This window comes from Stenotrophomonas sp. PD6, from assembly GCF_049199305.1.
GTDB lineage: Bacteria > Pseudomonadota > Gammaproteobacteria > Xanthomonadales > Xanthomonadaceae > Stenotrophomonas.
Window position 1 is genome coordinate 745 of the sequence record NZ_JBLZQD010000023.1, and the last position, 14,589, is coordinate 15,333.

The 14,589-nt window shown below is 66.5% G+C and carries 8 protein-coding genes; 2 read left to right on the forward strand and 6 right to left on the reverse strand.

Features of this window, described 5'->3' with window-relative positions:
* The first annotated feature begins 94 nt into the window (after positions 1–94).
* Positions 95–2,149 (forward strand): acyltransferase family protein, encoded by a 2,055-nt coding sequence (locus tag ACOZHM_RS19710; protein ID WP_421571015.1) that lies wholly within the window; start codon positions 95–97, stop codon positions 2,147–2,149.
* 36 nt (positions 2,150–2,185) lie between these two features.
* On the opposite strand, the gene ACOZHM_RS19715 is transcribed toward ACOZHM_RS19710, so the two are convergent.
* From ACOZHM_RS19715 to ACOZHM_RS19730, 4 genes are read right to left on the reverse strand one after another with little or no spacing between them, the layout of a single operon-like run.
* Complete coding sequence (locus ACOZHM_RS19715; protein ID WP_421571016.1) at positions 2,186–3,367, reverse strand: MFS transporter; 1,182 nt, start codon at positions 3,365–3,367, stop codon at positions 2,186–2,188.
* A complete protein-coding gene (gene metH, locus ACOZHM_RS19720; RefSeq protein WP_421571017.1) occupies positions 3,364–6,048 on the reverse strand; it encodes a methionine synthase in 2,685 nt (894 codons plus the stop codon). The genes ACOZHM_RS19715 and metH overlap by 4 nt, the downstream gene beginning before the upstream one ends.
* Positions 6,045–7,139, reverse strand: a complete 1,095-nt coding sequence (locus ACOZHM_RS19725; protein ID WP_421571018.1) for a homocysteine S-methyltransferase family protein — start codon at positions 7,137–7,139, stop codon at positions 6,045–6,047. Before ACOZHM_RS19725 ends, metH begins: the two co-directional genes overlap by 4 nt.
* 10 nt (positions 7,140–7,149) lie before the next feature.
* The gene (locus tag ACOZHM_RS19730; RefSeq protein ID WP_421571020.1) at positions 7,150–8,079 is read right to left on the reverse strand and encodes an ArsR/SmtB family transcription factor; all 930 of its coding nucleotides are present in this window, start codon (positions 8,077–8,079) and stop codon (positions 7,150–7,152) included.
* Positions 8,080–8,224: 145 nt separating this feature from the next.
* On the opposite strand from ACOZHM_RS19730, the gene ACOZHM_RS19735 reads away from it, so the two are divergent.
* A complete protein-coding gene (locus ACOZHM_RS19735; protein WP_421571021.1) occupies positions 8,225–9,373 on the forward strand; it encodes an acyl-CoA dehydrogenase family protein in 1,149 nt (382 codons plus the stop codon).
* Positions 9,374–10,324: 951 nt separating this feature from the next.
* Here ACOZHM_RS19735 and ACOZHM_RS19740 read toward each other — a convergent pair.
* On the reverse strand, positions 10,325–11,236 hold the full coding sequence (locus ACOZHM_RS19740) for a hypothetical protein (protein ID WP_421571022.1): 912 nt from the start codon (positions 11,234–11,236) through the stop codon (positions 10,325–10,327).
* Between the two features lie 174 nt (positions 11,237–11,410).
* Positions 11,411–14,581, reverse strand: a complete 3,171-nt coding sequence (locus ACOZHM_RS19745; RefSeq protein WP_421571023.1) for a multidrug efflux RND transporter permease subunit — start codon at positions 14,579–14,581, stop codon at positions 11,411–11,413.
* Between the last annotated feature and the right edge of the window lie 8 nt (positions 14,582–14,589).

Genomic DNA, 14,589 nt, shown 5'->3' on the forward strand with positions numbered 1-14,589 from the left:
GGGGGGGGGGGGGGGGGGGGGGGGGGGGGCGCCGGGGGGGGCCCCCCCCCCCGGTGGGGGGGGCGGCGGCCGATGCGCGGTCCAGGAGCGTTACATGCAGGAAAGCCGTCCCCGCCAGCAATACGTCCCCCACATCGACGGCCTGCGCGCCGTCGCGGTGCTGGCGGTGATCCTCTACCACCTCAAGGCGAGCTGGCTGCCGGGTGGCTTCACCGGCGTGGACGTCTTTTTCGTGATCTCCGGCTTTGTGGTCAGCGCCTCGGTCGACCGCCTGCCGGCGCTCGGCGGCTGGCAGGGCCTGCTGCGCTTCTATGCGCGGCGCATCCGCCGCATCGTGCCGGCGCTGGTGGTGTGCCTGCTCATCACCGCGCTGCTCAGCGCGCTGTTCATTCCGGAGTCCTGGCTCAGCGAGACCAGCGACACGACCGGCCGCCGCGCATTCTTCGGGCTCAGCAACTGGGTCCTGGCCAGCACCGGCAACGACTATTTCTCGCCACGCACCGAATTCAATCCCTATACGCACACCTGGTCGCTGGGCGTGGAGGAGCAGTTCTACCTGCTGTTCCCGCTGCTGTTCCTGGCGTGGTCGCGCGGCGGTCGTGCGCGGGTGTGGTCGTTGGGGCTGCTCGCGCTGGCGAGTGTGGCCTCGCTCGCGTACGCGCTGCGCCTGGTCGGGCAGGGCGGGCAGGAAATCCAGGCGTTCTATGTCACCACCACGCGCTTCTGGCAACTGGGTGCCGGCGTGTTGCTGTACCAGTTGATGACCCTGGCCGGGCGTTTCGATGCGGCCGCGGCGCCGCCGCGCCTGTCGTGGCGGTCACCGCTGCTGCTGATCGCGCTGACGGTGTTGGGCTATGGCCTGTGGGCGGCGCGCCCGGGACATTCGCCGTGGCCGGACGGGCTGTGGCCGGTGCTCTCCACGCTGCTGCTGCTCGGCCTGCTGCAGGGGCACCCGCAGGGCTGGACCGGACGCGCGCTGGGCAGCGCGCCGATGGTCTGGGTGGGCAAGCTGTCCTACTCGCTGTACCTGTGGCATTGGCCGGTGTTCGTGCTGTTCCGCTGGACGGTGGGATTGGAAACGCCGCTCACCGGTGGCACGGCGGTACTGCTGGTATTCGTCCTGGCCTGGCTTTCCTGGCGCTGGGTGGAGCAGCCGCTGCGCCACGGCGCGCGCGGCCCCCGGACCAACGGGCGCTGGGTGCTGCTCGGGGTGGCGGTGCTGGTGCTCGGCGCCGGACTGCAGTCGGTGCTGGTAAAGCAGCAGCGGCACATTTCGTTCAGTACGGTCAGCCGCCATCCGCTGGACTGGTACCCGTATGCGAAAGGCCTGAAGAAGGAAGTGCCCGATTGCCGCGTAGTCGAGTCCAGCATTCCGGTCGCCGGGGGACAGGCGCGGCTGCTGCAGCGGGGCGAGTGCAAGGGTGGCAGTGGCGCGGCGAGCGTGCTGTTCGTTGCCGGCGATTCGCACGCGCTGGTCTACAACGAACTGCTGCGCCGGAAGGTGGTGCAGGACGGTGGCCAGGTGCGCCTGTACGGCAGTGGTGGTTGCGCGCTGGCCGGCATGCAGGCCTGGCGTGGCCCGAACCCGGCCTGCGAGGCGTATACCCGCAACGTGCTTGAGGACATCCAGGCCACTGCGCGTGCCGGCGACGTGCTGTTCCTGCCGGGGCTGCGCATTCCGCGGCTGGCCGAGCAGTACCAGTTGTTCGACGCAGCCCAGGTCAAGGCCGATCTGCTCAGTCCTGCGGCGGTGGAAGGGCGCGCGGCCGAAGTGAGTGCCGCGATCGAGCAGCTTCGTCCGTTGGCCGAACGCGGGGTGCGGATCGTGCTGGAGGCGCCGAAGCCGGTGCTGCCGGCGCCGCCGTACCGCTGCTCGGATGCGTTCAATCGCGCCAACCCGATCTGCGTCAACGGCCTGCGGATCACGCGCGCGCATGTGGAAGCGCTGCGCACTCCAGCGCTGGACAGCCTGCTCCAGATCGCCGCAGCGCTGCCCGGTGCCAGCGTCTGGGACCCGTTGCCGACGCTGTGCCCCGGCACCGTCTGCCAGCCGGATGCCGACGGCAAGCCGCTGTACTTCGATGGCGACCACCTGAGTGGTTACGGCAACCGCGTGTTGTTGCCGGTGTTCCGCGAGCACGTGCGGTAGCACCCGACCGTTGGTCGGGCGACCTCCGCCCACCTGTCAAATGGTGTTGTTGCGACCCCGCAACAGCGGCAGGCTGATCGCGAAGAAGCACAACAGCGCGCCCAGCGCGGCGAAACCCGCGCCGGCCAGGAACGCGGTGCGCCCCTGGTCGATGTTCCAGAGCTGGCCGGCGATCAGCGCGCCGAGCACGCCGCCGACGCCGGACGAGAACCCATACAGCAGGCCCTGGCCATGGCCGTTGAGGCGACCCGGGAAATAGGTCGCCAGCATCTGCATGGCGGCGGCGAAGAATGCGGCGAATCCCAAGGCATGCGCGGTCTGCGCCACCAGCATCACGCCCAGGTGCTGCGGGAACAGCGCGGTGACGGTCCAGCGCACGGTGGAGCTGAGCAGCGCGATCAGCAGCATCCAGCTGGCGTCGTAGCGGCGGAAGAAGCGGCCGATGGTGAAGAACACGCCCACTTCAAACACCACACCTACCGTCCACAGCAGCCCCAGCGTGGACGTCGCATAGCCGTGGTGGTCCATGTAGACCGAGAAGAACGTGTAATACGGGCCGAACGACAGCTGTTCCATGAAGGCGGCCAGGAAGAAGGCCAGCACCTGCGGCTTGCGCACGATCTGCCAGAAGCCGCTGGCATCGCCATCGGCGCGATGGAAATCGCGCGCATAGCGGTTGGCGAACGAGGAGGCCACCAGCAGCGCGAACAGCGGCAGCATCAGCCACGGCAGCATGCCGGCGCGGCCGGCTCCGCCGTTGCCTTCCAGCAGCCAGCCGAAGCCCATCACCACCGCGATGAAGCCCAGCGAGCCCCAGACCCGGATCAGGCCGTAGCGATGGCTGTCGTTGCCCAGGTGGGTCAACGTGATGGATTCGAACTGCGGCATCACCGCGTTGTAGAAGAAGCAGAACACCACCATGGCCGGGTACATCCACGGCTGCGGCAGGGGCAGCAGGAAGGCGCCGAAGGTGATCAGCGTCAGCACGCAGCCGACCCGCAACCAGCGGATCGGGTGACGGGAGGCGGCGGCAATCGAGGTCCAGGTGGTGGGCGCCACGATACGGGTGGCGTACCAGATGCCCATCATCACGCTGATGGCGGTGACGCTCATCCCGCGCGCGGTCAGGAACAGCGACCAGTAGGGGGTAAACGCGCCCAGCGCCGCGTAGTAGAAAAGATAGAAACTGGAAAGGCGGGCGGCTGGGACAGCACTCATTCCGGATCGTAATCCAGGTTCGAGGCCAGCCAGCGTTCGGCCTGCGCGCGGTCCACGCCTTTGCGCTTGGCGTAATCGCTGACCTGCTCGCGGGTGACCCGGCCGACGACGAAATACTGGCTCTGCGGGTGGCTGAAGTAATAGCCGGAAACCGCCGCCGTCGGCAGCATCGCGAAACTCTCGGTCAGCTGCATGTCCGCGTTGTTTTCGGCATCGAGCAGGCGGAACAGCGTGCCCTTCTCGCTGTGCTCGGGGCAGGCCGGGTAGCCGGGCGCCGGGCGGATGCCGCTGTACTTCTCGGCAATCAGCGCCTCGTTGTCCAGCGTCTCATCGGGCTGGTAACCCCAGTAGTCGGTGCGTACGTGCTGGTGCAGGCGCTCGGCCAGCGCCTCGGCCAGGCGGTCTGCCAGCGCCTTGAGCAGGATCGCGTTGTAATCGTCATGGTCGGCTTCGAAGCGCGCCACGTGCGGGTCGATGCCGATGCCGGCCGTCACCGCGAAGCCGCCGATCCAGTCCTGCTTGCCACTGTCGGCGGGGGCGATGAAATCGGCCAGGCAGAAGTCCGGGCGCTCCACCGGCTTGTCCACCTGCTGGCGCAGGAAGTGCAGCACGGCCGGGCCGTCGTCGGTGGTCAGATGCACGTCGTCGCCCACGCTGTTGGCCGGCCACAGCCCGAACACGGCCTTGGCGGTCAACCAGCGCTCGTCGACGATGCGGCGGAGCATCGCACGGGCATCGCGGTACAGCTCGCTGGCCTGGGTGCCGACGATCTCGTCGGTGAGGATGGCCGGGTACTTGCCGGCCAGTTCCCAGGCCTGGAAGAACGGGGTCCAGTCGATCACCTCGACCAGGTCGGCCAGCGGGTAATCGTCCAGCACATGCAGGCCCGGCTTGCGCGGGGCCGGCGGCGTGTAATTGGCCCAGTCGCCCTCGAACCGCTGCGCGCGCGCCTTGGCCAGCGTGACCAGGCGCTTGGCGTCGCCACGGTTGCGGTGGCGTAGGCGGATGTCGGCGTAGTCGGCCTCGTTGGCGGCCACGAAGGCGGCGCGCAGTTCGCTGGAGATCAGCGACTGGGCCACGCCGACGGCGCGCGAGGCGTCCTTCACCCACACCGTGGGTGCCTTGTAGTGCGGGTCGATCTTCAGCGCGGTGTGCGCGCGCGACGTGGTGGCACCGCCGATCATCAGCGGCAGGGTGAAGCCCTGGCGTTCCATCTCGCGGGCCACGTGGCTCATTTCTTCCAGCGACGGGGTGATCAGCCCGGACAGGCCGATGATGTCGGCATTCTCCGCGCGGGCCGCGTCCAGGATCTTCTGCGCCGGCACCATCACACCGAGGTCGATCACCTCGAAGTTGTTGCAGGCCAGGACCACGCCGACGATGTTCTTGCCGATGTCATGCACGTCGCCCTTGACCGTGGCCATGATGATCTTGCCGTTGCTCTTGGCGGTGTCGCCGCTGCGCAGCTTCTCGGCCTCGATGAAGGGCAGCAGGTAGGCGACCGCCTTCTTCATCACGCGGGCGGACTTCACCACCTGCGGCAGGAACATCTTGCCGGCGCCGAACAGGTCGCCGACCACGTTCATGCCATCCATCAGCGGCCCTTCGATCACATCCAGCGGGCGGCTGGAGCGGATCCGCGCCTCTTCGGTGTCGGCCTCCACCCAGGCATCCAGGCCGTGCACCAGCGCGTGCGCCAGCCGCGCATCGATCGGCTTCTCGCGCCAGGCCAGGTCTTCACCCTTGATCTCGCCCTTCTTGCCCTTGTAGCGTTCGGCGATCTCCAGCAGGCGCTCGGTACCGTCGCGGCGGCGGTTGAGGATCACGTCCTCGACCCGCTCGCGCAGTTCCGGGTCCAGCTCGTCGTAGATCGGCATCGCGCCGGCGTTGACGATGCCCATGTCCATGCCCGCTGCGATGGCGTGGTAGAGGAACACGGAGTGGATCGCCTGGCGTACGGTCTCGTTGCCACGGAACGAGAACGACACGTTGGAGACGCCGCCGGAGATATGGCAGTGCGGCAGCGTGCGCTTGATGATGCGGGTGGCCTCGATGAAGTCCACCGCGTAGTTGTCGTGTTCCTCGATGCCGGTGGCCACGGCGAAGATGTTGGGGTCGAAGATGATGTCCTGCGGCGGGAAACCGACCTGGTCGACCAGGATGCGGTAGGCGCGGGTGCATATCTCCACCTTGCGCGCACAGGTGTCGGCCTGGCCATCCTCGTCGAACGCCATCACCACCGCGGCCGCGCCGTAACGCAGCACCTTGCGCGCATGGTCGATGAACTGGGCTTCGCCTTCCTTGAGCGAGATCGAGTTGACCACGCTCTTGCCCTGCAGGCACTTCAGCCCGGCCTCGATCACGCTCCACTTGGAGGAGTCGACCATCACCGGAATGCGCGCGATATCCGGCTCGGACATGATCAGGTTGAGATAGCGCGTCATCGCCTTCTCGGAGTCGATCAGGCCCTCGTCCATGTTCACGTCGAGGATCTGCGCGCCGCTGGCGACCTGCTGGCGGGCCACTTCCACCGCCTCTTCGTAACGCTCTTCCTTGACCAGCTTGCGGAACTGCGCGCTGCCGGTAACGTTGGTGCGCTCGCCGATGTTGACGAACAACAGGTCCGGCGTGATGACCAGCGGTTCAAGACCGGACAGGCGGGTGTGCTGCGAAGACGTCATGGACAGGGGGACTCGTTCAGGGCGCGCGGCGGCAGGTCCGCAACCGCTTCGGCGATCGCCTGGATATGCGCCGGCGAGGTGCCGCAGCAGCCGCCGACAAGGTTGAGCAGGCCGGCACTGGCGAATTCGCGCAGGGTGGTGGCCATCTCCTCGGGGGTCTCGTCGTATTCGCCGAACGCGTTGGGCAGGCCGGCATTGGGGTGCGCGCTGACCCGGCAGTCGGCCACGATGGAGAGCGTTTCCACGTGCGGGCGCATGTCGCTGGCGCCCAGCGCGCAGTTCAGCCCCACCGACAGCGGCCGGCTGTGCGCGACCGAGGCGTAGAACGCTTCGGCGGTCTGCCCGGACAGGGTGCGCCCGGAGGCGTCGGTAATGGTGCCGGAGATCATGATCGGCAGCCGCGCGCCACGGTCGTCGAAGGCCTCTTCGATGGCGAACAGCGCCGCCTTGGCATTGAGCGTGTCGAAGATGGTCTCGACCATCAGGGTGTCGGCGCCGCCGTCGATCAGGCCATCGATGGCCTCGCGGTAGGTCTCGCGCAGTGCGTCGAAGCTGGTGTTGCGGAAGCCGGGATCGTTCACATCCGGGCTGATCGAGGCGGTACGGCTGGTCGGGCCCAGCACGCCGATCACGAAGCGCGGCTTGTCCGGCGTGGTGGCCTCGACTGCATCGCAGCAGGCGCGCGCCACGGCGGCGCCGGCCTTGTTCAATTCGTAGACCAGGTGTTCCAGATGGTAGTCGGCCTGGCTGACGGAGGTGGCGTTGAAGGTATTGGTCTCGATCAGGTCGGCACCGGCCTCCAGGTAGGCGGTATGGATGCCGGCGATGACCTCCGGCCGGCTCAGCAGCAGCAGGTCGTTGTTGCCCTTGAGGTCATGCCCCTCCGGCGTCGGCGCGTCGACGCCGTGCGCGCAGCCGGGGCGGTGCGCGGTGTCGAAGCCGCCGGCGAACCGCTCGCCGCGGTAGTCGGCCTCTTCCAGCCCGTGGCGCTGGATCATGGTGCCCATGGCGCCATCGATGATCAGGATGCGCCGCGCCAGGGCGTCTTCCAGGGCGCGCACGCGATCGGGGTGCAGCCAGGGCAGGGACATGACAGGGACCTCAGGGCTTGCTGGCGATCAGCGAGATGACTTCGAAATGCGGCGGGCGCTTTTCACGGGTCACGGTTTCGAGACTGGACACGACCAGCCCGGCCTTCTCGGCGAACTTGCGCAGTTCCTTGTCCGAGAAGCCAAGGTTGACGTGGCCGTAGGCATCCACGGCCGCCTTGTGCTCGTGGCGGGCCAGGCTGCACAGCAGCAGGCGGCCGCCGGAACGCAGCACGCGCGCGCCCTCGGCAACGGCCTGGGCCGGTTTGGCGGCGTAGGTGAGCGCGTGCATCAGCACGACCAGGTCGAAGCTGCGGTCCTTGAAGGGCAGGGCATGCATGTCGCCCTCGCGCACTTCCACGTTGGCCAGGCGGCGCAGGCGCTCGCTGGCGGCCGCCACGACCCGCGCACTGGTGTCGATGCAGACGTAGCGCTTGGCGTGCGGGGCCACCAGTTCGGCCAGCACACCGTCGCCCGAGGCGATGTCCAGCACGTCGCCGGTTTCCAGCAGCGGCAGCGCGGTGCGCGCCAGGGCTTCCCAGGTGCGGCCGGGCGAATAATGCCGTTCCATGTCGCCGGCCACGCTGTCGGCCCAGTTCTGGTCGGCGGCGCGGCTGGCCAGCACGCTGGCCACCCGTTCAGCATCCTGACGCAGCAGCGGGTCGTCGCTGCCGGTACTGAGCGCATGCCACAATGCGCGCTGCGCCGGGTCCAGGGCGGCATCGTCGAAGCGGTAATAGGCCGAGACGCCGGCGCGGCGGTCGCGCACCAGCCCGGCTTCCTTGAGGCGGGCCAGGTGGGTGGACACGCGTGGCTGGGCCAGCGTGGTGATGGCCGACAGCTCGGCCACGGTCAATTCTTCCTGCTCCAGCAGGGTCAGCAGGCGAACGCGGGTGGCGTCGGCGAATACTTTCAGCCGGACCGACCAGTCCTCGAGATCCATAAATATCTACCTATCGCGATATAGAGATATTTTCGTCTTCGCCTTGGCTGCGGTCAAGTCAGCCGGCATTGGCCGGCCCCCGGTACAATCGCCGCACCTGGACGCGCCTTGCGCGGCCATATCGACATGTTCCTGGGAGGGTTTTGTGGATTTCAGTTTTACCGAAGAGCAGCTGATGCTGCAGGACGTTGCGCGTCGCATTGCGCAGGAAAAGATCGCGCCGAGCGCGGAGCACCATGACCGCACCGGCGAGTTCCCGCTGGAGAACATCCGCCTGCTGGGTGAAAACGGGCTGATGGGCATCGAAGTGCCGGCCGAATACGGCGGCGCGGGCATGGACCCGATTGCCTACGTGCTGGCGATGGTCGAGGTTGCTGCTGGCGACGCCGCGCATTCGACGATCATGTCGGTCAACAATTCGCTGTTCTGCAACGGCATCCTGACCCACGGCAGCGAGGCGCAGAAGCAGAAGTACGTGCGCGCGATCGCCGAGGGCGAGGCCATCGGCGCGTTCGCGCTGACCGAGCCGCAGTCCGGTTCGGACGCGACGGCGATGCGCTGCCGCGCGGTGAAGCAGGCCGACGGCACGTATGTGATCAACGGCAAGAAGAGCTGGATCACCTCCGGCCCGGTGGCCAAATACATTGTGCTGTTCGCGATGACGGACCCGGAGCAGGGCGCGCGCGGCATCACGGCGTTCATGATCGACACGGACAAGGCCGGCTTCCACCGCGGCAAGACCGAGCCGAAGCTGGGCATCCGCGCCTCGGCCACGTGCGAGATCGAGTTCCAGGATTACGTGGCGGCGGCTGAAGATGTGGTGGGCAAGGAAGGCGAGGGGTTCAAGATCGCGATGGGCGTGCTGGACGCGGGCCGCATCGGCATCGCATCGCAGGCCATCGGCATCGCGCGTGCCGCCTACGAGGCGACGATCGAATACGTGAAGGACCGCAAGGCTTTCGGCGCGGCGATCGGCACGTTCCAGATGACCCAGGCCAAGATCGCGGACATGAAGTGCAAGCTGGACGCAGCGCTGCTGCTGACGCTGCGCGCGGCATGGGTGAAGGGCCAGGGCAAGCGTTTCAGCAATGAAGCGGCCATCGCCAAGCTCACCGCGTCGGAAGCGGCGATGTGGATCACGCACCAGGCGGTGCAGATCCATGGCGGCATGGGCTATTCCAAGGAAATGCCGCTGGAGCGCTATTTCCGCGACGCCAAGATCACCGAGATCTACGAAGGCACCTCGGAAATCCAGCGCCTGGTCATCGCCCGCAACGAGACCGGCCTGCGCTGATGCGGCACCGCGCATGCGAGTAGAGCCGGGCTCTGCCCGGCTCGCTTTCCCTGCCCGGCTCGCTTTCCTGATCGCATGCGATCACCTGAGGCCGGGCTTTGCCCGGCTTCATGCGTTTGGGCGAACAGCCTTGCGCTGCGAACGTACCTGGCTTTGGCCGGCGGCGGTGGGCCTGCGGGGGACGCCGTAAACCCATCCCTGGGGGCTTGGTCGCGGCATCCATGCCGCTCACACCCCCGCAAACCCACCCCCGCCGACCCTTCGACAGATGGTCGGTGGCCAAGGGAAAAGCGGGGGCGCCGAGCGTTCGACACTTGTTCGGTGTCGACCGGAAAAACGGCGGCGCCGACGGTTTGGGGCACCTTGAACGCGTCACCACCTCGTCGGTAGGATTGGTTCCGAAACAACTGCCGTGAAAACTCCCACGTTCGATAACGCATTGAACTGATCGAAGCGGAGTGTCGGCATCGCCGGCATCCCCGCTTTTTCCATGGCCCGCGAAACACTGTCGAAGGGTTGGCGGGGGTGGGTTTGCGGGGGCATGAGCCGCATGGGTCGGGCGCATGCGCCCGACGGGTTGGGCAGGAGCCCAACCCCGGTCTTGCCGTGTGCGCAGGACAGCGCACACGTGCAAGCGGCGACTGAGCTTACATGGGTGAAGGCGCACTGCTTGCGAGGCACTGCCTCGCGTGCGACTGAACGCACAGCCGCTGGCGGCTGGGCCGGGCCGCGGAGCGGGACTTGCAGCGTCCCCCGCGGGCCCGCCGCCGCCGGCCCAAGCCAGAAGCGTTCGCAGCCCCCAGCTGTTCGCACAGATCCAACGGCAGCCGGGCAGAGCCCGGCGCTACGGCAAAGAGGCAAACACGCAAAAAGAAAGGCCACGTACCGCTCCAGGGCCTTTCGCGTATCAGCGTGACCACCAACGGTGCTCACCTACCGGCGTTGCTGCGATCAACGAGGCACCTCGCACTCCAGCGTTCGTCCGTTCCAGCGGCAGACGATGCTGACAGGCAGGCTGTGCTCTGCCACATCGGCCTGTACGCCGTAGATGTATGCGGCGTTGAGCCAATTGTTCAACGTCTGTTCGTCGCTGAAGGTATATGTACCCGCGAGGTCGGGCCCGGTTTCGGGGTTCGTCGACGCGCCATCGGGGATGACGTTCCCTTCCGGATCCCGGCTCTGCCCGTGCTGGTACCTGGCGCGATCCACGGCATCGGCGGCAACGACCAGTCGGGTAATGGAACCGTCGCGCCAGGTGATCACGTAGGTGACACTGTCGACCCCCGTCAGGCGACTGGCGACGCTCACGACGATGGACGTGAGCGTCGTGGAAAGTGCGTTCCATACGGCGGAACGGGTGTCGGATCCGCAGAAGGCAGTTCCGATCGCCGTCTCGAGTCCGGAACGATGGGTGGCAGAAATCACGACGTCAGATGCGGTCAAGGACTTGAATGCATCTGGAAACGTGATCCCGTTGGTGTTGCTGGGGTCGTCCGGGTGTACCGGGACGATGGCGCTGCGCCCCCGCGCCTGGGGACCGGCGTCACCCGGTGATTCGCGCACAACATCCATCAGTCGAAGCAGGCGGTGGAACGTTGCGTTTACCTCGTCGGGGATTGCAACAGGTAGCGCACGATAGCGATGGAGTTCGCGGTCGTACTCCACATCGAAGGCAAGCAGCTTTTTTCCTGAGACGTCTGCCACGACCGTCAAGCCGATTCCTGAGGCGATAGCAGCCTGTCGTGGGTTGGGGCACTTCTCGCAGCTGACAACGCCGCCCGCGTTCGCCGGCATGGGGAAGAGCATTCCAAGGGCTATCAACCCGATCAGGCGAAGTGCGTTGGTTGCGGTGAGCAATGACATGGGCGACTCCTTCGGTTGGTGAAGGCACGTTGTTACGCCCGAAAGGGTGGCGGTGATGCGGACTGCGTAGCAGATGAGGAATCAGGTGCCGTATGCGTCGTTGATGGGCGCAAACCAGACATAAAAAAGGCCCCGGATCGCTCCGGGGCCTTTCGTGTTTCAGTCACGCGTGGATCAACGATCCGGGCGATGCGCCGCGTTGGCTTCGCCCTGGCGTTCCAGGAACTCCTTGGACGGCTCATCCAGCTTGTCGCCCAGCATGCGGCGGACCACCACGAAGAACACCGGGATCATCAGCAGGCCCAGGAACGTGGCGAACACCATGCCGCCGATCACGCCGGTACCGATGGCGTGACGCGCGTTGGCGCCGGCACCGGTCGAGATCGCCATCGGGATCACGCCCATGATGAACGCGAACGACGTCATCAGGATCGGGCGGAAGCGCAGGCGGGAAGCCTCGATGGTTGCCTCGCGCAGGTTCTTGCCCGCTGCGCGCTGCTCCACCGCGAACTCCACGATCAGGATCGCGTTCTTCGCCGCCAGGCCGATCACCGTGATCAGGCCGATCTTGAAGTACAGATCGTTGGGCAGGCCGCGGGCCAGCGAGAACGCCAGCGCGCCCAGCACGCCCAGCGGCACCACCAGCAGCACCGCCACCGGGATCGACCAGCTTTCGTACAGCGCCGCAAGGCACAGGAACACCACCACGATCGACAGCACCAGCAGCAGCGTCGCCGCGTTGCCCGCCAGGATTTCCTGGTAGGACATGCCCGACCAGTCGTAGCCGAAGCCGGCCGGCAGGTCGTCCGACACGATCCGCTCCATCGCCTGCATCGCCTCGCCCGAGCTGCGGCCCGGTGCCTGCGAACCGACGATGTTGATCGCCGAATAACCGTTGTAGCGGCTCAACGACGGCGGGGCCGAGACCCACTCGGATTTCACCACCGTGCTCAGCGGAATCATCGCCGGCGTACCGTCGGCGTTGGTCTGCAGCGAGCTGGGTGTGTAGAAGCTGTTCAACGACTCCGCACCGGTGCGGAACGGACCATCGGCCTGCATGGTCACGCGCTTGATGCGGCCCTGGTAGAAGAAGTCGTTCACGTACACCGGGGCCAGCATCAGCTGGATGGTGCTGTACACGTCCGACACCGACAGGCCCATCGTCTGCGCCTGCACGCGGTCCACGTGCAGCTGCAGCTGCGGCGCGTTTTCCAGCCCGTTCGGGCGCACGCCGGTGAGCAGGTCCTTCTCTTCGCCCGCCTTGCCCAGCAGGATGTTGCGCGCCTGCGTCAGCTGTTCGAAGCCGGCGCCGCCACGGTCCTGCAGCCACATATCGAAGCCGCCGAACTGGCCCAGGCCCTGCACGGTGGGCAGGTTGACCACGAAGATCTGGGCTTCCTTGATCCCGTAGAACGCGCCGTTCATGTTGTTGATGAACTCGGGCACGGTGACTTTGCGCTCATCCCACGGCTTGAGCCGGATGAAGCCCATGCCCACATTTTCGCCCGAACCGACGAAGCTGAAGCCGGCCACCTGCAGCAGGCCTTCGAACCCTTCCTGCTTTTCCAGGATGCCGCGCATCTGCGCGAAGGTCGCGTTGGTCTGCGCCTTGGTCGAGCCCGGCGGCAGCTGCACGATCGCCAGCGCATAGCCCTGGTCTTCTTCCGGCAGGAAGCTGCCCGGCATGCGGGTGAACAGGAAGCCGCACAGCGCCGTGAGCACCACGAACAGGATCATCCAGCGCGGCGCGTGCTTCACCGCCGAGGTGATGTGGCCCACGTAGGTGCCGCTGACCTTGTCGTAGTACTTGTTGAACGTGCGGTAGACCACGTTCGGTTCGCCGTGCGTGGCCTTCAGGAAGGTCGCGCACAGGGCCGGGGTGAAGCCCAGCGCCAGGAACGCCGAGAACGCCATCGCAATGGCAATCGTCAGTGCGAACTGCTTGTAGATCTCACCCGCGGCACCGCCCTGCAGCGCCGAGGGAATGAACACCGCCGCCAGCACCACGGTGATGGCCACCACCGCGCCGGTGATCTGGGTCATGGCTTTCTGGGTGGCGGCCTTGGGCGGCAGCTTCTCCTCGGTCATGATGCGTTCGACGTTCTCGATGACCACGATCGCGTCATCGACCACGATGCCGATCGCCAGCACCATCGCAAACAGGGTGAGCTGGTTGATGGTGAAGCCGATGATGCTCATGCCCAGGAAGGTGCCCAGCAGGGCGACCGGGATGACCAGCGTCGGAATCAGGGTGGCGCGGAAGTTCTGCAGGAAGATCAGCATCACCAGGAAGACCAGCACGATCGCTTCGATCAGGGTCTTGACCACTTCCTCGATCGAGATCTTGACGAAGGTGGTGCTGTCGTACGGCGAGAACCAGGTGACGCCGGCCGGGAAGGTGGACTGAAGCTCGTCCATCTTGGCGGTGACCGCGTTGGCCACGTTCAGTGCGTTGGCACCGGGCAGCAGCTGGATCGCGAAGGCACCGGTCGGCTTGCCGTTGTACTGGGTATCGAAGCCGTAGTTGCTGGCGCCGAACGCGATGCGTGCCACGTCCTTGAGCAGCACCCGCGAGCCGTCGGCATTGGCGCGCAGGATGATGTTCTCGAACTCCTCCGGCGAGCTGAAGCGACCTTCGGCCGACACCGTGGCGGTGAAGTTGTGGCCCGGCGGGGACGGGTCCGAACCCAGCGAACCGGCCGCGAACTGCACGTTCTGGGCCTTGATCGCGGCCAGCACCTGCGTGGCCGACAGGTTGAAGCCCTGCATGCGCTCGGGGTTGAGCCAGATGTTCATGGCGTACTCGGCACCGAACTGCTGGGTGCTGCCGACGCCGGGAATACGCGAGATCTGGTCGAGCACGCGCGAACCGACGATGTCGTTGAGCGCATCGCGGGTGATCGATTCCCGATCGGACTGCAGCGCCACCACCTTCAGGAAGCCGGCGTTGGCCTTGGCCACCACCACGCCCTGCTGGGTCACTTCGCTGGGCAGGCGGGGCGTGGCCAGCGACACCTTGTTCTGCACCTGCACCTGGGCGATGTCCGCGTCGGTGCCGGTTTCGAAGGTCAGCGTGATGGTCGCCCGGCCGTTGGAGGCCGACGAGGAGCTGAAGTACAGCAGGTGATCGATACCGGTCAGCTGCTGCTCGATCACCTGGGTGACCGACTTTTCGGTGGTGTCGGCGCTGGCGCCGGGGTAGGTGGCGCTCACCGTCACCTGGGGCGGTGCGATGCTCGGGTAGGACTCCACGCCCAGACCCAGGATCGAGATCACGCCCGCAAGCGAGATCAGGATCGCGACCACCCAGGCGAATACCGGGTGTTCAATGAAAAATTTAGGCATGACGGATG

Coding starts and splice junctions, on each gene's coding strand:
- ACOZHM_RS19710 (WP_421571015.1), top strand. CDS start 95: ATGCAGGAAAGCCGTCCCCGCCAGCAATACGTCCCCCACATCGACGGC.
- ACOZHM_RS19715 (WP_421571016.1), bottom strand. CDS start 3,367: ATGAGTGCTGTCCCAGCCGCCCGCCTTTCCAGTTTCTATCTTTTCTAC.
- metH (WP_421571017.1), bottom strand. CDS start 6,048: ATGACGTCTTCGCAGCACACCCGCCTGTCCGGTCTTGAACCGCTGGTC.
- ACOZHM_RS19725 (WP_421571018.1), bottom strand. CDS start 7,139: ATGTCCCTGCCCTGGCTGCACCCCGATCGCGTGCGCGCCCTGGAAGAC.
- ACOZHM_RS19730 (WP_421571020.1), bottom strand. CDS start 8,079: ATGGATCTCGAGGACTGGTCGGTCCGGCTGAAAGTATTCGCCGACGCC.
- ACOZHM_RS19740 (WP_421571022.1), bottom strand. CDS start 11,236: ATGTCATTGCTCACCGCAACCAACGCACTTCGCCTGATCGGGTTGATA.
- ACOZHM_RS19745 (WP_421571023.1), bottom strand. CDS start 14,581: ATGCCTAAATTTTTCATTGAACACCCGGTATTCGCCTGGGTGGTCGCG.